The 20,833-nt window shown below is 70.9% G+C and carries 20 protein-coding genes; 18 read left to right on the forward strand and 2 right to left on the reverse strand.

What is annotated here, in order from left to right; all coding sequences use genetic code 11:
* The first annotated feature begins 64 nt into the window (after positions 1 to 64).
* Positions 65 to 760, forward strand: a complete 696-nt coding sequence (locus tag OG403_RS31045) for a DUF4232 domain-containing protein (protein WP_329570258.1) — start codon at positions 65 to 67, stop codon at positions 758 to 760.
* Positions 761 to 779: 19 nt separating this feature from the next.
* On the opposite strand, the gene OG403_RS31050 is transcribed toward OG403_RS31045, so the two are convergent.
* Positions 780 to 1,079 (reverse strand): hypothetical protein, encoded by a 300-nt coding sequence (locus OG403_RS31050; RefSeq protein ID WP_329570259.1) that lies wholly within the window; start codon positions 1,077 to 1,079, stop codon positions 780 to 782.
* A gap of 376 nt (positions 1,080 to 1,455) precedes the next feature.
* Here OG403_RS31050 and OG403_RS31055 point away from each other — a divergent pair, with 376 nt between their 5' ends.
* Positions 1,456 to 2,175 (forward strand): G1 family glutamic endopeptidase, encoded by a 720-nt coding sequence (locus OG403_RS31055; protein ID WP_329570261.1) that lies wholly within the window; start codon positions 1,456 to 1,458, stop codon positions 2,173 to 2,175.
* A 1,003-nt stretch (positions 2,176 to 3,178) separates the two neighbouring features.
* Here OG403_RS31055 and OG403_RS31060 read toward each other — a convergent pair.
* The gene (locus OG403_RS31060) at positions 3,179 to 3,751 is read right to left on the reverse strand and encodes a TetR/AcrR family transcriptional regulator (protein WP_329570263.1); all 573 of its coding nucleotides are present in this window, start codon (positions 3,749 to 3,751) and stop codon (positions 3,179 to 3,181) included.
* Positions 3,752 to 3,871: 120 nt separating this feature from the next.
* Between OG403_RS31060 and OG403_RS31065 the strand changes: the two genes are divergently transcribed.
* The 16 genes from OG403_RS31065 (at position 3,872) to OG403_RS31140 (ending at position 20,654) form a co-directional block, all read left to right on the forward strand.
* Positions 3,872 to 4,312, forward strand: a complete 441-nt coding sequence (locus tag OG403_RS31065; RefSeq protein WP_329570265.1) for a nuclear transport factor 2 family protein — start codon at positions 3,872 to 3,874, stop codon at positions 4,310 to 4,312.
* 458 nt (positions 4,313 to 4,770) lie between these two features.
* Positions 4,771 to 5,871 carry a hypothetical protein gene (locus tag OG403_RS31070; RefSeq protein ID WP_329570267.1) on the forward strand — a complete coding sequence of 367 codons (1,101 nt, stop codon included), beginning with the start codon at positions 4,771 to 4,773 and terminating at the stop codon, positions 5,869 to 5,871.
* Positions 5,872 to 6,105: 234 nt separating this feature from the next.
* On the forward strand, positions 6,106 to 7,134 hold the full coding sequence (gene argC, locus OG403_RS31075) for an N-acetyl-gamma-glutamyl-phosphate reductase (protein WP_329570270.1): 1,029 nt from the start codon (positions 6,106 to 6,108) through the stop codon (positions 7,132 to 7,134).
* The gene (gene argJ, locus OG403_RS31080; RefSeq protein ID WP_329570272.1) at positions 7,131 to 8,312 is read left to right on the forward strand and encodes a bifunctional glutamate N-acetyltransferase/amino-acid acetyltransferase ArgJ; all 1,182 of its coding nucleotides are present in this window, start codon (positions 7,131 to 7,133) and stop codon (positions 8,310 to 8,312) included. The genes argC and argJ overlap by 4 nt, the downstream gene beginning before the upstream one ends.
* Positions 8,313 to 8,428: 116 nt before the next feature.
* Entirely contained in the window at positions 8,429 to 9,304 is an 876-nt protein-coding gene (gene argB / locus OG403_RS31085) for an acetylglutamate kinase (protein ID WP_329572659.1), read from the forward strand.
* Entirely contained in the window at positions 9,301 to 10,605 is a 1,305-nt protein-coding gene (locus OG403_RS31090; protein WP_329570273.1) for an acetylornithine transaminase, read from the forward strand. Before argB ends, OG403_RS31090 begins: the two co-directional genes overlap by 4 nt.
* Before the next feature lie 18 nt (positions 10,606 to 10,623).
* Positions 10,624 to 11,250: an arginine repressor gene (locus OG403_RS31095; RefSeq protein WP_329570275.1), complete on the forward strand. Its 627-nt coding sequence runs from the start codon at positions 10,624 to 10,626 to the stop codon at positions 11,248 to 11,250.
* A gap of 219 nt (positions 11,251 to 11,469) precedes the next feature.
* Positions 11,470 to 11,688 carry a ferredoxin gene (locus OG403_RS31100; protein ID WP_329570276.1) on the forward strand — a complete coding sequence of 73 codons (219 nt, stop codon included), beginning with the start codon at positions 11,470 to 11,472 and terminating at the stop codon, positions 11,686 to 11,688.
* Entirely contained in the window at positions 11,685 to 12,863 is a 1,179-nt protein-coding gene (locus OG403_RS31105) for a cytochrome P450 (protein ID WP_329570277.1), read from the forward strand. Before OG403_RS31100 ends, OG403_RS31105 begins: the two co-directional genes overlap by 4 nt.
* 182 nt (positions 12,864 to 13,045) lie before the next feature.
* Positions 13,046 to 14,239 (forward strand): argininosuccinate synthase, encoded by a 1,194-nt coding sequence (locus tag OG403_RS31110; protein ID WP_329570279.1) that lies wholly within the window; start codon positions 13,046 to 13,048, stop codon positions 14,237 to 14,239.
* A gap of 143 nt (positions 14,240 to 14,382) precedes the next feature.
* Positions 14,383 to 15,807: an argininosuccinate lyase gene (gene argH, locus OG403_RS31115; protein WP_329570281.1), complete on the forward strand. Its 1,425-nt coding sequence runs from the start codon at positions 14,383 to 14,385 to the stop codon at positions 15,805 to 15,807.
* A 425-nt stretch (positions 15,808 to 16,232) separates the two neighbouring features.
* Positions 16,233 to 16,736 carry a GNAT family N-acetyltransferase gene (locus tag OG403_RS31120; protein WP_329570283.1) on the forward strand — a complete coding sequence of 168 codons (504 nt, stop codon included), beginning with the start codon at positions 16,233 to 16,235 and terminating at the stop codon, positions 16,734 to 16,736.
* A 512-nt stretch (positions 16,737 to 17,248) separates the two neighbouring features.
* Positions 17,249 to 18,286, forward strand: coding sequence for a methionine ABC transporter ATP-binding protein (locus OG403_RS31125; protein WP_329570286.1), 1,038 nt, complete (start codon positions 17,249 to 17,251; stop codon positions 18,284 to 18,286).
* Positions 18,283 to 18,936 carry a methionine ABC transporter permease gene (locus tag OG403_RS31130; protein WP_329570288.1) on the forward strand — a complete coding sequence of 218 codons (654 nt, stop codon included), beginning with the start codon at positions 18,283 to 18,285 and terminating at the stop codon, positions 18,934 to 18,936. Before OG403_RS31125 ends, OG403_RS31130 begins: the two co-directional genes overlap by 4 nt.
* A 90-nt stretch (positions 18,937 to 19,026) precedes the next feature.
* Positions 19,027 to 19,854 (forward strand): MetQ/NlpA family ABC transporter substrate-binding protein, encoded by an 828-nt coding sequence (locus OG403_RS31135; protein ID WP_329570290.1) that lies wholly within the window; start codon positions 19,027 to 19,029, stop codon positions 19,852 to 19,854.
* Positions 19,855 to 20,027: 173 nt separating this feature from the next.
* Complete coding sequence (locus OG403_RS31140; RefSeq protein ID WP_329570291.1) at positions 20,028 to 20,654, forward strand: GNAT family N-acetyltransferase; 627 nt, start codon at positions 20,028 to 20,030, stop codon at positions 20,652 to 20,654.
* Positions 20,655 to 20,833: the final 179 nt, after the last annotated feature.

Genomic DNA, 20,833 nt, shown 5'->3' on the forward strand with positions numbered 1-20,833 from the left:
GCACAACGCACAGCCCGGCCGGCCAGAGGGGCCCGTCGGCTGTCCTGACGATCCGGGGGGATCCATGCGCTCGCGCTTTCTGTTGACGGTCTCCGCTACCGCGCTGCTGGCCGGGCTCGGCCTGACGGCCTGCGGTCCCAGCTCCACGGCCAACCCGTCGAAGGCCGCCGGTGCCGCGCCGGTGTCCGGTGCGCCGGCGCCCGCTGCGCCGGCGTCGGCCGCGCCGGTGCCCGCCGCGCCGATCGCGGGCCGGTCCAGTGCTCCGGTCGCCGCCTCGTCCGCCACCGGAATCCCGACGGCGCCGGGCTCCGGCAGCTCGTCGGCGCCCAAGTGCTCTGCGCAGAGCCTGAGGTGGACACTCACCCGACTCACCGATGCGGGCACCGATGCGAAGGACCCGGCGAACGCCGAACTCGTCGCCGTCAACTCCGGCTCGCAGAGCTGCACTCTGGCCGGGTACCCGAAGCTCGAGTTCCACCTGGGCAAGGGGCCGCAGGCCCTCGGGGCCGGGACGGGCAGCCCCGCGCCGCTGACGCTGGGCGCGGGCAAGAAGGCGGTGATCGCCCTGAGCTACTCCGAGTTCAACGGCAAGGGGCCGGACAGCGGCAATTGCGTGTTCGTCACCGCCGGTGCCGCCGACGTGACCGCGCCGGGTGACAGCACCGCGGTCCGGGTCCCGGTGGTGGACCACAGCGGCAAGCCGGCGGAGGTCACCATCTGCGGCGACACGGTCCGGATGAGCCCGCCCGTCGCCCGGTAGGGGCTACCCGGCGGTCAGTTCACCTCCCCGCCTCCTCCCGCCAGTAGGCGAGGCTGTGCCAGGTGGCGAGGGTGTCGGGGTGGTCCGGGCCGAGGCCGCGCTGGAACGCGGGGTCCAGGCTCACCACCGGGCCGTCCCAGCCGACCGCGAACGGGTAGCCGCAGCGGATCCCCACGTTCCCGCCGCCGGCCGCACCGTCGTCTCCCGCCGACTCTCCGCCGGTGGTGCGGGACCGGGCCCGCAGCTCCTCCACCGCGCGGTCCAAGGCCTCGGCGAAGCCGGGATCCTGCGCCGCGGCGTCCTCCAGCGCCTCCCGCACCCGCCACCGGGTGGGGCCGCTCGGTCGCCCCGCGCGTCGGCCGGGCCGGCCCCCCGCTTCGCCTCGCGGACCGCCCATCCGAACACGTACCCGACCGCGATCTCCATGCCCGCCACCGAACCCCCCAGCCCACCACCGACGTTGCAGCAGACCGTACCGGCTGCCCGTCCGGAGAAGAAGAAGCCGATCATGAGAAGGCCCGCACCTGCACGGCGCTGTACGCCTGGTGCGGCATTCAGCCAACACCCAGTAATGCCAAGGATGTTGACCGACCCATGCCAGTCGGCGATCCTGTACTGCCGCCCGTCATAGCCGCCCACACGGCTCGGGCTGGTGTATGAGCAGCTTCCTGATCGTCCCCCACATAGGAGCCAGCATGCGCCGATTCCTGATACGCGTCGCCACCCTCGCGGCAGTGGCGACCACCCTCGCCGTCCCCGCCGCGCCGACCACCGCGGCGGCCGCACAGGGACTGTCCTTCCGCCCCCTGCACTACAACACCAACGGCTACAACTGGGGTGGCTACGCCGCCACGGGTAGCGGCTTCACCTCGGTCTCGGCGTCCTGGGCCGAGGCGAGCGCGACCTGCAACTCCAGCAACGACCTCTACGCCCCCTGGGTCGGCATCGACGGTTACGGCACGTCCACCGTCGAGCAGACCGGGGTGGCGACCGACTGCTCCAGCGGCAGCCCCGTGGACCAGGCCTGGTACGAGATGTACCCGGCGAACCCGGTCTACCTGAGCCTCAGCTCGTACCCGGTGTCGGCCGGCGACGCGATCACCGCCTCGGTGACCTACGCCGGGAGCAGCAAGTACACCCTGAAGCTGACCGACTCCTCGCGAGGCTGGACCTACACCACCAGCAAGTCCCTCTCCGCGCAACGGGCCAGCGCAGAGGTCATCATCGAGTCGCCGACCGGGTCCTACCCCAACTTCGGCACCCTGAAGTTCAGCTCGGCCACCGTCAACGGCGCCTCCCTCGGCTCCACCAGCCCGGTCGCGCTCGACCCCAGCTCGAACGGCACCTACGAGGCCCGCACCGGCGCACTCGGCTCCAGCGGCACCAGCTTCACCGAAACGTTCCTGCACGAGTAACCGCACCGGCGCTGGGGCGGACGCCCGCCCCAGCGCACGGCAGGCCCAGCTCAGCCGGCGCGGTCCTCCGGGGGAGCGACAGAGGCCCTGGATAGCTTCACCGAGGTCAGAGCCGTAGGAGGCCCAGCAGATCACGGATCCCTCGGCATCAACCTGCCCCATGTACCAGTCGTCGTCATCCTCGGCTCTGAGCAAGCACAGGTCGTGGAACCCGAGGATGATCACGGGTCGAAGCGGCGCGTAGTCGACCTGGCCTGGTAGCTCTGTCACCACCAGCCGCTCCAGGGAGAGCATGGTCGCGGCTTCATCTCCCGACACGGCGCGGACGCGTTCGACGGTCCCTCCAGCAGGCAGCGTTGCAGTCACGGTTCCAGGCTCGCAGTTGCAAGTGACGGGCCGCCACCAGATTGCCGCTTGCCCTCGACGCCGCTCCGAGTTGTACTGCCACCCGCCGGGTCCCGACGGGGGACCACCACCAAGATCCTCGAAGCGATATTCGGCCTGACCCGGCTCTGAGCATCTGGCCAACTAGCGCGTCTCATTTGGCCAACAAGGCTGTCCCGTTGGCCGTCTATCGAGTCCCGGCACACTGTGCCGAGACACGCTAGTTGTCACCGGGGGAGAGTGTGGCCTGCGTGTTCGGTCGAGGTGAGACAGGATTGTTGGCACCGATTGGCCATCTCTGTTGTCACCTGCGGTGCATGGTCGGCCTTGTTGTCACCGCCCGGCTCCGTCCGGCCGCGTTGCCGAACGGAGGTTCGGGCGTGGCAGGTGTGGGGAGGTTCGCATGGCGTGCGTCGAGGCCTTCGACCACTCGCTGGAGGCCGGCTCCCGAGCTGACGACCTGTCTCCGGGAAGCGACTGAAGGTGGCGCGGGCGTCGCGGCACGGGCGGGTACTCGGGCATGGGCGCGGTGGGAACGCGACCCGCGAAGCGAGACCGACTCGTTCGGTCAGGCCAAGGTTCACCACGGCTCAGGATCCGAGGACGCAAGACGGGCCGGTCAGCGTGGCCGCAGCCCGTCGAAGACCACCGCGAAGATCCGCTCCCGGGCCGACACGTCGTTCCCGAGGTGCTCCATCGTCGTGGTCGTACCGACCAGCAGGGCGATGAGCTCTGGCAGGCCCAGCTCCGGGCGGACCGCCCCGGCCCGCTGCGCCCCGGCCAGCAACTCGGCGAGCCGCGCCCGGATCGCCGCGCTGGACTCCTGCAGGGCCGCGTGCGCGTCCACACCGGCGGCGGCGAGCGCTTGGGCGAACTCGCTCTTGCCCGCGGACTGCTCGACCACCAGGCGGAAGCAGTCGAAGAACGTCTCGCCGGGAGCGGACTCGGCGGGCAGCTGTGCCGCCCGGGCGGCGATCGTCTCCAGCCTGCGCACCATCACGGCTTCCAACAGCGCTTCCTTGGTCGGGAAGTGCCGGAAGAGCGTGCCCACCCCGACCCCGGCAGCCCGGGCGATCTCCTCGGTTGGCACGCCGACGCCGCGGGTGGCGAACACCTGCGTGGCGACGTCCAGCAGCCTGGCCCGGTTGCGGGCCGCGTCCGCCCGCAGCGGGCGTTCCTGAGCGCCGCTCATCTCTTCCACCCTTTCCTGTCGGCGGCGAAGCCGCACTGGACAAACGGAGTTGCTAGTCCGTATCGTTGAAACCGGAGTCGCTAGTCCGATTCTAGCGACAGATCACGCTGGGGGTTGATCATGTCCGAAACGCTGTCGCCTCGTGAGGTCTTCACGAAGCTGCTCGAGGGTATCGGCGCGGGGCGGTTCGCGGAGCTCGCGGACCTCTACGCCGAGGACGCCGTGGTGGAGATCGCGTTCGCGCCCGTCGGACCGCACCGGTTCGAGGGGCGGGCTGTGATCGAGGAGCGGTTCATGGAACTCGCCACGAGCGTCCCCGTGGAGCTCACCCCGGTGAACGTGGTGATCCGGGAAACCGACGACCCGGAGGTGATCGTCAACGAATGGGACTACCAGGTGCATCACCGGGCGACCGAGCGGAACTTCAGGGCCGCCAACATCCAGGTGCTGCGTGTCCGCGACGGCCTGATCGTCAGCAGCCGGGACTTCCACGACCACTTGGCCCTCGCCGTGGCCGGCGGCAACCTACCGCAGCTGGTGGAGGCGTTGGAAGGCAAGTGACGCGGGTCGTCCGCGGCCGCACTGGCACAGGCGTCGCCGGATCGCCGAGTTCACTCAATGCGCGAAACGGTGAGAAGCCGACAGCACGGATGAGACCGGGTAAGAATCCGCCAAGCGCACTGCGACAGGACACCTCGGGGAGGTCGTGTGACTCAGCAGGCTACTTGTCGCTAACAGTGGTACTCGACGTGCGGTTCTCCGGTCAGGTCAGCACGACAACTGTCGCTGAATCGGCGAGGTATGACGGCTGACGATCGTTCGGCAGGCAAGTTGTCGTCAACTCCGAAGAAGTCCACCGCCGGCGCGAGTCAGCCGCTTCGCTTGGCGAGCTGAGCGTTCGTCGGGCAGGTACCGGCACAGTCGGTCGCACTGTCGGTGCCGCAGATCAGCGAGAGGCTCTCGCCGGTTGACCGCTCACTGGGCGGAAATGCGCTGGTCCTCTTGAGGTGTCCTCGGCCATGGTGGGCCCGATGAAGGTAACCAACGAGCCCGCTGACAGGCACGATTCCGAGCCGAACTGGCACGACGACTTCGACGCCACCGAGTCAGGCTGGCGCTACGCGGACCCCGATCAGCTGCTGGGCGCGCTGCAGGCCGGGCACGGAGTCGGGGCCCTGCGAGCGCTGAAGGACCCTGGTGCCGCTTGCCTTGTGCACGCTTGCATCCGCACCGACCACCGCTGGTGGCAGCTGATCGACGAGCGCGAGGTCTATCTGGCCCGGTTGGTGCGCGACCTGCGCATGGACATCGCCCCCATCGTCCGCTGGCTGTGGACCCGGGACCGGGCCGTGTCGTGGACCGAACAGGGGGCCGGCTTCGAACTGGCCGCCGGTGTGCTGGAAGCACTCGCCCGCGCTGGAAACGCCGAGGCACAGGCCCAGTTGCTGCGTTACGTCCACACCGGGCGGCGCTGGCCGCACGTTCTCCAGCTGATCGCAACCAGGTGGCCGATCGAGCGGTGGGCCGGCCTGCGGGACCGGGTGTCGGAGCGGTTGTCCGAGGACGTCTACGATCCGCTCTGGTTCGGCGACGAGCCCTGGCGGACCTGGGCTCCAGGCAACCAGTACAGCGACCGGACCGCTGACCGGTTCCACCCCTCCTGTGCCGCGCGAACAGCCGCAGGGGGCGTACTGCCGACCGGTCCCGACGGTGTGAGCCTTTCCGACCTGCTGGTGATGTGGAAGCGCAAGATGCATACCTGCGATTGGTGTGGCTTCGTTCCGCTGGCCGATGCGATCGCCCAGCGCGGGCCCGCAGCACGTGAAGCTCTGCCTGCTCTTCGTGCCCTGTGGAAGTTGACCCCGCACTCGGCCGAACGCGCTGCCGTCCTGCGGGCCATGCTCACCATCGACCCTGCGGGCAGTCGACGGACGCTGGCACAGGGTCTGTGGGACTGCGAGTCCGGTGTCCGCCTGCTGTCCGCCAAACATGTGCCGCTCGGTCGGCGGACAGAGGCTCGGCTCTCGGCGCTGTGCCGCGACCCACTGGAGAACGCCGAGGTCCGCCGAGTGGCGGCCGACCGGCTAGCCGGAGCGCGCAGTCGCCAGCTGGACGGGTAGCAGGCGGCCGTCTGCGGGGAGCGACGGCAGGCCGCTGCACGCTGCGGACGCGCCTCGGTCCAACCTGCGGTCCGCAGTCACGCGAGCGGATCTGCGCTCAGCTCGCCGCTTCATCCACTCACCCGCCAACTGAAGCGCTCAGTCACAACAGCAGAGCCCCGTCCTCCACCGAGCTCCTTGCATGAATGTTCCGAGATGCGTATATTCATGCCAAGTCCTGAGGAGGAAGCAGTCATGGCCTTGCGAGTCGCCGTAGCCGGAGCGAGCGGGTATGCGGGTGGTGAGGTGCTGCGCCTGCTGCTCTCGCATCCTGAGGTGGAGATCGGAGCGCTGACCGGTGGATCGAATGCCGGGGTGGCGCTGGGGGAGTTGCAGCCGCACCTGGTGCCGCTGGCGGGGCGGGTGCTGGAGCCGACCACGCCGGAGGTGCTCGCGGGGCATGACGTGGTCTTCCTCGGGCTGCCGCACGGGCAGTCGGCCGCGGTGGCGGCGGCGCTCGGCGAGGACGTGCTGGTGATCGACTGCGGCGCGGACTTCCGGCTCAAGGACGCGGCGGACTGGGAGCGCTTCTACGGCTCCGCGCACGCCGGGACCTGGCCGTACGGGCTGCCCGAGCTGCCGGGGCACCGGGCCGCGCTGAAGGGGAGCCGGCGGATCGCGGTGCCGGGGTGCTACCCGACCGCCGTGTCGCTCGCGCTCTTCCCGATGTACGCGGCGCGGTTGGCCGAGCCGGAGGCCGTGGTGGTGGCGGCCAGCGGGACCTCGGGGGCCGGCAAGGCGCCCAAGGTGAACCTGCTGGGCAGCGAGGTGATGGGGTCGGTCACGCCGTACGGAGTCGGCGGGGTGCACCGGCACACGCCGGAGATGGCGCAGAACCTGAGCCCGGTGGCGGGGGAGCCGGTCAACGTCTCCTTCACCCCGACCCTGGTGCCGATGTCCCGGGGCATCCTGGCCACCTGCAGCGCCAAGGCCAAGCCGGGCGTCACCGCCGGGGACGTCCGGGCCGCGTACCAGGACGCCTACGCCGACGAGCCGTTCGTCCACCTGCTGCCCGAACTGCAGTGGCCGCAGACCAAGTCGGTGTACGGCGCCAACACCGCGCTGGTCCAGGTGGTGCTGGACGAGCAGGCCGGCCGGATCATCGCGATCAGCGCGATCGACAACCTGGTCAAGGGCACCGCCGGTGGCGCGGTGCAGAGCATGAACATCGCCCTCGGCCTGCCCGAGGAGCTGGGCCTTCCGCTGAACGGAGTCGCACCGTGACAAGCCCCATCGACCAGCAGCAGAACGTCGGTGTCACCGCCGCCGAGGGCTTCCGGGCCGCCGGCGTCACGGCCGGGATCAAGGCCTCCGGCACCCCGGACCTCGCCCTCGTGGTCAACGACGGTCCCGCCTTCGCCGCGGCCGGCGTCTTCACCTCCAACCGGGTCAAGGCCGCGCCGGTGCTCTGGTCCCAGCAGGTGCTGAAGGGCGGCCAGTTGGCCGCGGTCATCCTCAACTCCGGTGGTGCCAATGCCTGTACCGGCCCCGCCGGGTTCCAGGACACGCACGCCACCGCCGAGCGGGTCGGCACCGAACTGGGCGTCAGCGCGGGCGAGGTGGCGGTCTGCTCGACCGGCCTGATCGGCGAGCGGCTGCCGATGGACCTGCTGCTGCCGGGCGTCGGGCTCGCGGTCAAGGAGCTCAGCGCCGCCGGGGGCAGCGCCGCCGCGATCGCCATCAAGACCACCGACACCGTGCACAAGACCGCCCAGGCCACCGTGAACGGCTGGACGGTGGGCGGGATGGCCAAGGGCGCGGGCATGCTCGCCCCGGGGCTGGCCACCATGCTGGTGGTGCTCACCACCGATGCCGCCGTGGACGCGGGTCAGTTGGACGACGCGCTGCGCGCCGCCACCCGCACCACCTTCGACCGGGTGGACTCCGACGGCTGCATGTCGACCAATGACACGGTCCTGCTGCTCGCCTCCGGCGCGTCCCAAGTGACGCCTGACGCAGCCGAGTTCGCGGCGGCGGTCGAGCAGGTCTGTGCCGACCTGGCCCGCCAGCTGGTCGGTGACGCCGAAGGGGCGAGCAAGGACATCCGGATCGACGTCACCGGCGCCGCCACCGAGGACGAGGCGGTCACGGTCGCCCGCACCATCGCCCGCAACAACCTGCTCAAGTGCGCCATCCATGGCGAGGACCCCAACTGGGGCCGGGTGCTGGCCGCGATCGGCACCACCGACGCCGCCTTCGACCCGGACAAGCTGGACGTGGCGATCAACGGCGTCTGGGTCTGCCGGAACGGCTCGGTCGGTGAGGACCGCGCCCTGGTCAGCATGACGGACCGGCAGGTCGTGATCGCCGCCAACCTGAACGCGGGTCCGGCGCAGGCCACGGTGTGGACCAACGACCTCACCGCCGACTACGTCCACGAGAACAGCGCCTACTCCACCTGATCCAGAGCTCCACCTGATCCCGAGCGCCACCTGATCCCGAGGGACGAGGGACCGAGACCGTGCAGATCGCACCCAAGGGCGAACAGGCCCGCAACAACACCGCGTTGCCCAAGGCGATGACCCTCATCGAGGCGCTGCCCTGGCTGGAGCGGTTCCACGGCAAGACCGTGGTGGTCAAGTTCGGCGGCAACGCCATGATCGACGAGTCGCTCAAGGCGGCCTTCGCCCAGGACGTGGTCTTCCTGCGGTACGCGGGCCTGCATCCGGTGGTGGTGCACGGCGGCGGCCCGCAGATCAGCGCGCAGTTGGAGAAGCTGGGCCTGGAGTCCACCTTCACCAACGGACTTCGGGTCACCACCCCCGAGACCATGGACGTGGTCCGGATGGTGCTGGCCGGCCAGGTCCAGCGCGAGCTGGTCGGACTGCTCAACGAGCACGGGCCGTTCGCGGTCGGCATGACCGGCGAGGACGCGCACACCATGACCGCCGTCAAGCGGTACGCGGTGGTGGACGGCGAGCAGGTGGACATCGGCCTGGTCGGCGACATCGTCAACATCGAGGCGGGCGCGGTGAAGGCGCTGATCGCCGACGGCCGGATCCCGGTGATCTCGTCCATCGCGCGCGGCGCCGACGGCCACGTCTACAACATCAACGCCGACACCGCGGCCGCCGCGCTGGCCGCCGCGCTCGGCGCGGAGATGCTGGTGGTGCTCACCGACGTCGAGGGCCTCTACGCCGACTGGCCGAACTCCGACGACGTGATCAGCCAGCTCTCGGTCAGCGAGCTGGAGGCCATACTGCCCGGCCTGGCCAGCGGCATGCTGCCCAAGATGGAGGGCTGCCTGCGCGCGGTCCGCTCCGGCGTCGGCACCGCGCGGGTGCTGGACGGGCGGGTGCAGCACAGCCTGCTGCTGGAGATCTTCACCGACGAGGGGATCGGCACCATGGTGGTGCCGGACGACGAGAGCACCGTTCTGGGGGGCCTGGCATGACCGAGCACGCGCACCAAGAGGCCTCGCACAACACCGAACTGACGAAGCGTTACCAGCACTCCTTCGCCCACAACTACGGCACCCCCCGGCTGCCGCTGGTGCGCGGCGCCGGCGCGCTGCTCTGGGACGCGGACGGCAACGAGTACCTCGACCTGGTCGGCGGCATCGCCGTCAACGCGCTCGGCACCGCGCACCCGGCCGTGGTCGCCGCGGTCACCGAGCAGATCGGGCGGCTCGGCCACGTCTCCAACCTGTTCATCGCCGAGCCGACCGTCGCACTGGCCGAGCGGCTGCTCGCGCTGGACGAGCGTCCGGGCCGGGTCTTCTTCTGCAACTCGGGCACCGAGGCCAACGAGGCCGCCTTCAAGATCAGCCGGCTCACCGGCCGGACCCACGTGGTGGCGCTGGAAGGCGCGTTCCACGGCCGGACCATGGGCGCGCTCGCGCTCACCGGCCAGCCGTCCAAGCAGGCTCCGTTCCTGCCGCTGCCCGGCGAGGTGACGCACGTCCCGTTCGGTGACGTCGAGGCACTGCGGGCCGCGGTCGGCACGCGGACGGCAGCCGTGCTGCTGGAGCCGATCCAGGGTGAGAACGGTGCGATCCCGCTGCCGCCCGGGTACCTGCGGGCGGCCCGCGAGATCACCCGGGCGACCGGCACGCTGCTGATCCTGGACGAGATCCAGACCGGCATCGGCCGCACCGGCCACTGGTTCGCCCACCAGGCCGAGCCGGGCATCGAGCCGGACGTCGTCACGCTGGCGAAGGGCCTGGGCGGCGGGCTGCCGATCGGTGCGGTGATCGCCTACGGAGCGGCCGGCGAGCTGCTCCAGCCAGGCCAGCACGGCACCACCTTCGGCGGAAACCCGGTGGTCGCGGCGGCGGCCCTCGCGGTGCTCGACACCATCGAGTCGCAGGGCCTGCTGGCCCAGGTGCGGGCGGTCGGCGAGCGGCTGCGCACCGGCGTCGAGGCGATCGGCGATCCGCTCGTCGCGCAGGTGCGCGGCGCCGGCCTGCTGCTCGGGATCGTGCTCACCGAGCCGTGTGCCGCCGAGGTCCAGGCCGCCGCGCAGCGGGCCGGCTTCCTGGTGAACGCGGCCGTGCCGGACGCGGTGCGCCTGGTCCCGCCGCTGGTCCTCACCGAGGCGCAGGCGGATTCCTTCCTCGCCGCGCTGCCGGCGATCCTGCGCGAGGTCCGGGCGGCGCGGGCCGCCGGGGGCGAGGCGTCGCAGGTGTCCCAGGGTGGACCGGAGCGGGCCGCCCAGGCCCGGCAGGACGACCCGGCCGCGCAGGCGCGAGGGTAGTCCGGGAGAATCATCATCATGACCGCGTCCCCCTCCGACCAGCCGTCCGACCAGCCTTCCGAGCTGCTCCCCGCGCAGCCGTCCGACCAGTCCACCGGCCCGTCGGCCGGCCAGTCCGCCGCCGGCCCGACGTCGCAGGTCCCGCAGACCCGAACCGCGCGCCACCGGCGGATCGTGGACCTGCTGACCCGTCAGCCCGTGCGCTCGCAGAGCCAGCTGGCCAAGCTGCTGGCCGATGACGGTCTGGTGGTCACCCAGGCCACGCTCTCCCGAGACCTGGACGAGCTGGGCGCGGTCAAGATCCGCAACCGGGACGGCGCGCTGATCTACGCCGTCCCGGCCGAGGGCGGCGATCGCACCCCGCGTGCGCCGATGGGGGAGTCGGCCAGTGAGGGGCGGATGGCCCGGCTGGCCGGCGAGCTGATGGTCTCGGCCACCGCCTCCGGCAACCTGGTGGTGCTGCGCACCCCGCCGGGTGCCGCGCAGTTCCTCGCCTCGGCGATCGACACGGCCGAGGTGCACGAGATCATCGGCACCATCGCGGGCGACGACACGGTCCTGCTGATCAGCCGGGACCCGTTCGGCGGCCAGGCGCTGGCAGACCACCTGATGCAGCTGGCCCAGGCCCGCACGGAGCGCCCGTAGCTCCCCGAGCGCCCCGGCAGCGCCGCGCGACTCCTCGGCAGCGCCGCACAACTCCCGGGCGGCCGCCCGATGTCGGTGCGGCAGGGGCGGGATCCGGCCATTCTCCGTCGACCTTGGTTCGCTCGGGCGTGAGCATCTCAACAGCGCGTTAGGTTGGCCTCACGGAACGTTGGTTGCCCCAGGCAACCGGCCCACCTTCACGCCCAACGAGGTCCCGCCATGCACGTGACTGTCGATCAGGATCGCTGTTGCAGCTCCGGCCAGTGTGTGCTGACCGCCCCCGACGTCTTCGACCAGAGCGAGGAGGACGGCCTGGTGCTGCTGCTCCAGGACCGACCCGACCCCGCCCTCCTGCCCAAGCTGCGCACCGCCGCCGCGCTCTGCCCGGGCGGTGCCATCACGGTGGCCGCCGAACAGGTGGAGGAGGTCGAGGCATGAGCGTCGTCGACGACATCAGCTTCCCCGCGCCGCGCGAGAGCGGCTGCCCCTTCGACCCGCCGCCCGCCTTCCGCCGCGCCGCCACCCGGATCTCCCTCTGGGACGGCAAGCCCTGCTGGATGCTGACCGACTACCGGGACGTGCGGGCGGTGCTGAGCGACCGCCGGTTCAGCGCCGACACCCGCAACCCCGCCTTCCCGTTCCTGCTCCCCGGCCAGCAGCAACTGCGCCGCGAGAAGCCGAACTTCCTGCGCCTGGACGACCCCGAGCACGCTCGGCTGCGCAAGATGCTCACCACCGACTTCCTGATCAAGCGGGTCGAGGCGATGCGCCCCGACATCCAGCGGATCGTCGACGAGACGCTCGACGCCATGGTCGGGCACGGCTCGCCCGCCGACCTGGTGGCCGAATTCGCCCTGCCGGTCCCCTCCCTGGTGATCTGCGACCTGCTCGGTGTGCCGTACGAGGACCACGAGTTCTTCCAGCGCCAGAGCGTGCGGCTGCTGGACAGCACCATCCCGCCGCAGGACGTGCGGGCCGCCTTCGACCTGCTGATCGAGTACCTGACCGACCTGGCCGCGACCAAGCACGCCGGGTCCACGGGCATCCTCGCCAAGCTCGCCGCCCGGGACGACCTGTCGGCCGAGGAGGTCGCCAACAACGGTCTGCTGCTGCTGCTCGCGGGCCACGAGACGACCGCGAACATGACCTCGCTCTCCACCCTCGTCCTGCTGCGCAACCCGGCCCAGGCCGATCGGCTGCGGGCCGAGCCCGAGCTGATCGGCGGCGCGGTCGAGGAACTGCTGCGCTACCTCACCATCGTGGACACCGGCCTGCCCCGCGTGGCCATGGAGGACGTCGAGTTGAGCGACGGCCTGGTGGTCAAGGCCGGCGAGGCGGTGCTGCTGATCCTCTCCATGGCCAACCGTGACGAGGAACTCTTCCCGGGCGCCACGGACTTGGACGTCACCCGGGACGCCCGCCGGCACCTCGCCTTCGGCTTCGGGGTGCACCAGTGCCTGGGGCAGCCGCTGGCCCGGGCCGAGCTGCAGATCGCGCTGTCGACGCTGCTGCGCCGTCTGCCGCGGCTGCGCCTGGCAGTGCCGTTCGAAGAGGTCGCGTTCCGCAACGAGACGCTGATCTACGGGCTGAAGCAGTTGCCGGTCGCCTGGTAGCGGTCGCGCGTCAGGACGGTGGCGCAGTGGGCGGTCCACCCGCCACCGTCCCGTGACCGGCGGCGGAGAGCGCCGCCGACCCGCCTCGGTGTATCGGCTTTGAGTTTCATACGGCATGGTGCATACTTATGCCTATCACCGCATGAGCCACCAAGCTTGAGCCACCGAAGAAGGAGAAAGCCGTGACCGAGCGCGTCGTACTCGCCTACTCGGGCGGTCTGGACACGTCCGTCTGCATCGGCTGGATCGCCGAGGAGACCGGCGCGGAGGTCATCGCCGTCGCCGTCGACGTCGGCCAGGGCGGCGAGGACCTGGATGTGATCCGCCAGCGCGCGCTGGACTGCGGCGCGGTCGAGGCCGAGGTCGCCGACGCCCGCGAGGAGTTCGCCGACGAGTACTGCCTGCCGGCCCTCAAGGCCAACGCGCTCTACCAGGGCGAGTACCCGCTGGTCTCCGCGCTGTCCCGGCCGGTGATCGTCAAGCACCTGGTCGCCGCCGCCCAGAAGCACGGCGCCACCACCGTCGCGCACGGCTGCACCGGCAAGGGCAACGACCAGGTCCGCTTCGAGGTGGGCATCAACTCCCTGGCGCCGAGCCTGAAGTGCATCGCCCCGGTGCGCGACTACGCGATGACCCGGGACAAGGCGATCGCCTTCGCCGAGGCGAAGAACCTCCCGATCGTCACCACCAAGAAGAACCCGTACTCGATCGACCAGAACGTCTTCGGACGGGCCGTCGAGACCGGCTTCCTGGAGGACATCTGGAACGCCCCGATCGAGGACGTCTACGAGTACACCCAGAACCCGGCCACCCCGCGTGCGGCCGACGAGGTCGTCATCACCTTCGAGGCCGGCGTCCCGGTCGCGATCGACGGCCGCAAGGTGAGCGTGCTCCAGGCCATCGAGGAGCTGAACAAGCGGGCCGGCGCCCAGGGCATCGGCCGCCTCGACATGGTCGAGGACCGGCTGGTCGGCATCAAGTCCCGGGAGATCTACGAGGCGCCCGGCGCGATCGCGCTGATCACCGCCCACCAGGCGCTGGAGAACGTCACGGTCGAGCGCGAACTGGCCCGCTACAAGCGGCAGGTCGAGCAGCGCTGGGCCGAGCTGGTCTACGACGGTCTCTGGTTCTCCCCGCTGAAGCGCGCGCTGGACGGCTTCGTCAACGAGGCCAACCAGTCCGTGTCCGGCGAGATCCGGATGGTGCTGCACGGCGGTCGCGCGGTGGTCAACGGCCGCAAGTCGGACCAGTCGCTGTACGACTTCAACCTCGCCACCTACGACACCGGCGACACCTTCGACCAGTCGATGTCCAAGGGCTTCATCGAGATCTTCGGGATGTCCTCGAAGATCGCCGCCCGCCGCGACCTGGCCTGACGGTCAGGCAGGGTCCGAACCACCCTTCCCCGAGCCCCGGCCGTCTCCCCCCACGGCCGGGGCTCACCCCCATCCCGGCACTCCCGCACCCCAGCAGCCCCGAGCAGTCCAGTTCCCGAGAAGATCCAGCAAGGAGCCACGCGATGCCGTCCGACCTGACCGCTGACGTCCGCCTCTGGGGCGCCCGCTTCGCCGACGGCCCCTCCGAGGCGCTGGCCAAGCTCTCCGCCTCGGTCCACTTCGACTGGCGGCTCGCCCCTTACGACATCGCCGGCTCCAGGGCGCACGCCCGCGCCCTGCACGTCGCGGGCCTCCTGACGGACGATGAACTCGCCGCCATGCTCGCGGGGTTGGACCAACTGCTGGTCGACGTCCAGTCGGGCGCGTTCACCGGCACGATCGCCGACGAGGACGTGCACACCGCCCTGGAGCGCGGCCTGCTGGAGCGGCTCGGCGCCGAGCTGGGCGGCAAGCTGCGGGCCGGGCGCTCGCGCAACGACCAGATCGCCACGCTCTTCCGGATGTACCTGCGCGACCACGCCAAGGTCATCGGCGGCCTGATCCTGGACCTCCAGGAGGTGCTGGTCGGCCTGGCCGAGGCGCACCCGGACACCGCGATGCCCGGCCGCACCCACCTGCAGCACGCCCAGCCGGTGCTCTTCGCCCACCACGTGCTGGCCCACGTGCAGGCGCTGGGCCGGGACGCCGAGCGGCTGCGCCAGTGGGACACCCGCACCGCCGTCTCCCCGTACGGTTCCGGCGCGCTGGCCGGCTCCTCGCTCGGCCTGGACCCGCGCGCGGTCGCCGCCGAACTGGGCTTCGAGGGCGGCTCGGTGGGCAACTCGATCGACGGCACCGCCTCGCGCGACTTCGTCGCCGAGTTCGCCTTCGTGACCGCGATGATCGGCATCAACCTCTCCCGGATCGCGGAGGAGGTGATCATCTGGAACACCAAGGAGTTCGGCTTCATCACGCTGCACGACGCCTTCTCCACCGGATCCTCGATCATGCCGCAGAAGAAGAACCCGGACATCGCCGAGCTGGCCCGGGGCAAGTCGGGCCGCCTGATCGGCAACCTGACCGGTCTGCTGGCCACCCTCAAGGCGCTCCCGCTGGCCTACAACCGGGACCTGCAGGAGGACAAGGAGCCGGTCTTCGACTCCTGCGACACCCTCGAGGTCCTGCTGCCGGCCTTCACCGGCATGATGGCCACCCTGACGGTCCATCGCGAGCGGCTGGAGGAGCTGGCCCCGGCCGGTTTCTCGCTGGCCACCGACATCGCCGAGTGGCTGGTCAAGCGCGGGGTGCCGTTCCGGGTGGCGCACGAGGTCGCGGGCGCCTGCGTGCGGGTCTGCGAGGGGCAGGGCATCGAGCTCTGGGACCTGACCGACCAGCAGTTCGCCGAGATCTCCGAGCACCTGACGCCCGAGGTGCGCGAGGTGCTCAGCGTGCACGGCGCGATCGGCGCGCGGGACGGCCGTGGCGGCACCGCGCCGAGCGCGGTGGCGGCCCAGCTGGCCGAGGTCAAGGCGGACCTGGCCGTGCAGCAGGCCTGGAGCAGCCGCTGACCCCCGTCCGCTGACCTTCCGTCTGCTGCCCCTCCGCCAGTAGACCTTCCGGTAGCCGGCCCCCGGCCCCGGGCCTTCGGGCCCGGGGCCGTTCGGCGTTCGGCGTTCGTCAGGTCCCTCCCAGCCCTTCGTCAGGTCTTTCCCAGCCCTCCGTCAGGTCCCGCCGGCCCCGCGTCAGACCCCTTCATCGGGTGATATTTCCGCGTGATTTGCGCCACCCGGAACCTCCAGCGGGTTGAGAACAGCTAAAGGCTGGGTAGAGCGCTGGCGAACGTATCTCCGGTTCGGCTGATCAGATCCGGCTGGTACGGTCTTGCGCTACCCCCGGTCAGGGACGATCTCCGGCCGGGCAGACCTCCGGCAGGCCACCCGGTGCGAAACCCTCACCCTGCGCCCCGGGTATTGACGATGGGAGGCCCCCGCACATGGGCATGAGCGTGATCATCTCGCCGGCGACCGAGCAGGACACCGAGCAGATCCTCAAACTCCAGTACCTCGGCTACCAGAGCGAGGCCGAACTCTACGGCGACTGGTCGATCGAGCCGCTGACCCAGACCCTGGAGAGCCTGCGCGAGGAGCTGGCCGACCGCCACGTGCTGGTCGCGCGCCTGGGTGACGAGGTGGTCGGCGCGGTGCGCGGCTGGGTGGACGAGGACGGCGTCGGTCGGATAACCCGCCTGGTGGTGCACCCCCGGATGCAGCGCCACGGCCTCGGCGGCCGGCTGGTGCAGGCGGTCGAGGAGCGGCTGCGGCAGGACGACCGCCCGCTGCGCGCCTTCCAGCTCCTCACCGGCCACCGCAGCCTGGGCAACCTGCGCCTGTACGCGCAGCAGGGCTACCGGCAGACCGGGGTCCGCCAGGTCAGCCGCGAGCTGAGCCTGGTGACCCTGGAGAAGCCCGTCGAGGTCCCGCTGGCCATCGCCGTCTGACCCCGGCAAGCACCGAGTGGTCTGAACCACCAGCAGGACCCAACGCCGAACGGCCCCACCATCCGTGGTGGGGCCGTTCGGCGTTTCCCTTGCGGCAGCTGGGCCGTGTCCGCATTACGGACATCACATCCTGATTTCTGGGACCGGGCTTTGGGATCTGCTTTACTTACTTTCATGACTGCGACGACGAAGACCACCGCCACCGGCACCATGCCGGCAGGTGTGCGTGGCATGTGTTGTCGAATGTGTCACTGCTGATCGGGCCTGACGCCCTGCGGGCCGCTGCCCGCCCAGCCACTCGATCCGCCGCCTCCCGCTGACCCCCGGGCCCACCGCCCACGGGAGCGGCAGTCCAGGTCGGGTCCGGCTCACCCCGCAACACCGCTGTCACCTCAGCGACAGCATCGCCACACCTCCCGCATGCCCCGCCCACCGGCGCGACGCCCGCACGCCCGCGCCCGGCGCAGGGCCGTTCGCACCGCCCCACCCGACCCCGACCGACGGAAGCAGCTGTGATCACCACCAAGGACCTCACCAAGGTCTACACCTCCCGTGGCCGCGAGGTCAGCGCCCTGCGCGGCGTCGACCTGCACGTCCGCGCAGGCGAGGTGTACGGCGTCGTCGGCACCTCCGGCGCGGGCAAGAGCACCCTGATCCGCTGCGTCAACCTGCTGGAGCGCCCGAGCTCCGGCACCGTCACGGTGGACGGCGTCGAACTGACCGCGCTGCCGGGCGGCCGCCCCGGATCCGCCCAGCGCGGGGCCGGCCGCGAACTGCGCGCCGCGCGCAGCCGGATCGGCATGGTCTTCCAGCACTTCAACCTGCTCTCCTCGCGCACCGTGCGGGAGAACGTCGAACTGCCGCTGGAACTCACCGGCCTGGGCCGCCTCGAGCGCCGCCGCAAGGCCGGCGAACTGCTGGAGCTGGTCGGCCTCGGTGACAAGGCCGGCGCCTACCCGAGCCAGCTCTCCGGCGGCCAGAAGCAGCGGGTCGGCATCGCCCGGGCGCTGGCCGGCGACCCCAAGGTGCTGCTCTCCGACGAGGCCACCTCGGCCCTCGACCCGGAGACCACCCGCTCGATCCTGGCGCTGCTGCGCGAGCTCAACCAGCAGCTGGGCCTGACCGTGCTGCTGATCACCCATGAGATGGAGGTGATCAAGTCGGTCTGCGACTCCGCCGCGCTGATGCGCGACGGGCGGATCACCGAGTCCGGCACGCTCACCGACCTGCTCGCCACCGAGGGCTCCCAGCTGGCCCGCGAGCTCTTCCCGCTCGGCGAGTCCGGCACCGGGCGCCCCGGCGCCACCGTGCTGGAGATCACCTTCCAGGGCGACACCTCCAGCCAGCCGTTCGTCTCCCAGCTGGCCCGGACCTATCAGATCGACATCAACATCCTGGGCGCCGCCGTGGAGACCATCGCGGGCCGCCAGGTCGGCCGGATGCGGGTCGAACTGCCCGGCGACCACCAGGACAACGTGGTGCCGATCGGCTACCTGCGTGAGCAGGGCCTGCAGGTGGATCTGATCAGCCCGAACGGAGTTGTGGCATGAACTGGGACGACATGCAGCCGCTGCTGCACGACGCGACGATCGAGACGTTCCAGATGGTCGGCATCGCCACCCTGGTCACGCTGCTGGTCGGCCTGCCGCTCGGGGTGCTGCTGGTGCTCACCGACAAGGGCGGACCGCTGCGCAACGCGGTGGTGAACAAGGTGGTCGGCGCGATCGTCAACGTCGGCCGCTCGCTGCCCTTCGTGATCCTGCTGGTCGCGCTGATCCCGTTCACCCGCTGGGTGGTCGGCACCTCGATCGGCTGGCAGGCGGCCACCGTGCCGCTGGCCGTGGGCGCCATCCCGTTCTACGCCCGGCTGGTGGAGAGCGCGGTGCGCGGCGTGGACGGCGGTCTGGTCGAGGCCGTGCACGCGATGGGCGGCGGCACCTGGGCCGTGGTCCGCAAGGCCCTGCTGCCCGAGGCGCTGCCCGCCCTGCTCTCCGCGCTGACCACCACCGTGATCGCGCTGATCGGCTACTCGGCGATGGCCGGCACGGTCGGCGGCGGCGGTCTGGGCAACCTGGCGATCACCTACGGCTACATGCGGTTCGAGACCAACTTCATGATCGTCATCGTGATCGAGCTGGTCCTGCTGGTCACCCTGGTCCAGCTGCTCGGCGACCTCGCCGTCCGCCGCCTGAAGCGCTGACGACCCTCAGGTCCCACCCCCCCACACACACAGACTTCCGCCGCCCGAACCCGGGCGCGCGGCCCCACCCAACGGAGAAAGGCACTTTTCGTGCGTACTGTCCTGAAGTCCACCGCCCTCCTGGCCACCGCAGGCCTCGCCCTCTCGGTCGCGGCCTGCTCCTCCTCCGGCAGCGGCTCCTCGAACAACGCGGACAAGCCGCTCGTCGTGGTCGCCAGCCCCACCCCGCACGCCCAGATCCTCGACTACATCAAGGACAACCTGGCGGCGAAGGCGGGTCTGAAGCTGACGGTCAAGGAGGTCTCGGACTACACCCTGCAGAACCCCGCCGTTCAGGACGGCTCCGCTGACGCCAACTTCTTCCAGCACGTCCCCTACCTGACCGACTTCAACAAGACCCACGGCACCGACATCGTGCCGGTCGAGGCCGTCCACCTGGAGCCGCTGGGCGTCTACTCGAAGAAGGTCAAGAAGGTCGGCGACCTGGCCGACGGTGCCTCGGTCGCGGTCCCCAACGACGCCACCAACGAGGGCCGCGCGCTCAAGCTGCTCGCCGACAACCAGGTGATCACCCTCAAGAGCGGGGCCGGCATCACCGCCACCATCCAGGACATCGCGAGCAACCCGAAGCACCTGAAGTTCAAGGAGCTGGACGCCGCCCAGCTGCCGCGCGCGCTGGACGACGTGGACGCCGCCGTGATCAACGGCAACAACGCGCTGGGCGCCGGCCTCAAGCCCGCCACCGACGCGATCCTGCTCGAGAAGGCCCAGGACAACCCGTACGCGAACGTGCTCGCGGTCAAGAAGGGCCACGAGAACGACCCGCGGGTGCAGAAGCTCGCCCAGCTGCTGCACTCTCCCGAGGTGAAGAAGTACATCGAGGACACCTTCCAGGGCTCGGTCATCCCGGCCTTCTGACCGGCCTTCTGACCGGCCTTCCGACCGGCATCCGGTCCATCGGCACCCGGGCCCCGTCGCAGCCGCGGCGGGGCCCGGCGTGCGCGCACGCAGCTGACGGTCCGTCGACCCCCGGCGACGCCCGGCGTGCGCGGGGCGTACCGTGGGTCCACGACCCGGCGAGGAGAGACGGTATGCCAGCGAGTTTCCCCGAGACCGCGATCAGCACCGAACGGCTGCTGCTGCGCCCTCTGGAGGAGGGCGACACGCCCGAGCTGGTCGCCATGATGGCCGACGACCTGGTGCTCAGCTGGACCGATGTACCGCAGCCGTTCACCCACGCCCACGCGCGGCGCTGGGTCCGCGACTGGGCCCCCGCACTGCGCGCCGAGGGGCGCGGGATCGCCTTCGCCGTCACCGAGCACCTGACCCAGCGGCTGGTCGGGCTGGTCGAACTTCGGCACACCGACTGGCGGCTGCTCAGCACCGAGGCCGCCTACGTCACCGCGCCCTGGGCCCGCGGCGAGGGCTACGCCGTCGAGTCGCTGCTCGGCGTGGCCCAGTGGCTCTTCGAGGACCGGGGCTTCCACCGTCTCGAACTGCGCACCGCGGCCGGCAACACCGCCGCCCAGCAGGTCGCCCAGAAGATCGGCTGCATCAGCGAGGGCGTGCTGCGCAGCGCCTGGATAGTGCGCACCGGCGAGGTCGGCTCGGCCGGCGAGGAGAGCCGCAGTGACCTGATCCTCTGGAGCCTGCTGCCGGAGGACCTCGAACCGGTACGGGAGTCGCCCGCCCCGTTCGCCGCGCTGCACCGTCCCTGAGGCCGGATCCGCCCGCAGCCGCCCGCCGCCTCACCAGGTAACCTCCTCTCCTGGACGGGATGGTCGCAGTGGCGGGGTGGGTGCACCTGACGCCCGCGCACCCCCGGCCGACCCAGGGGCCAGCCGCGCGCACCGCCGCGCGCCGTGGCCGAGTCGTGAGGCGGGAATCGAGGGAGAGC

This window comes from Kitasatospora sp. NBC_01266 (genome assembly GCF_036242395.1).
In the GTDB taxonomy this organism is placed as follows: Bacteria; Actinomycetota; Actinomycetes; order Streptomycetales; family Streptomycetaceae; genus Kitasatospora.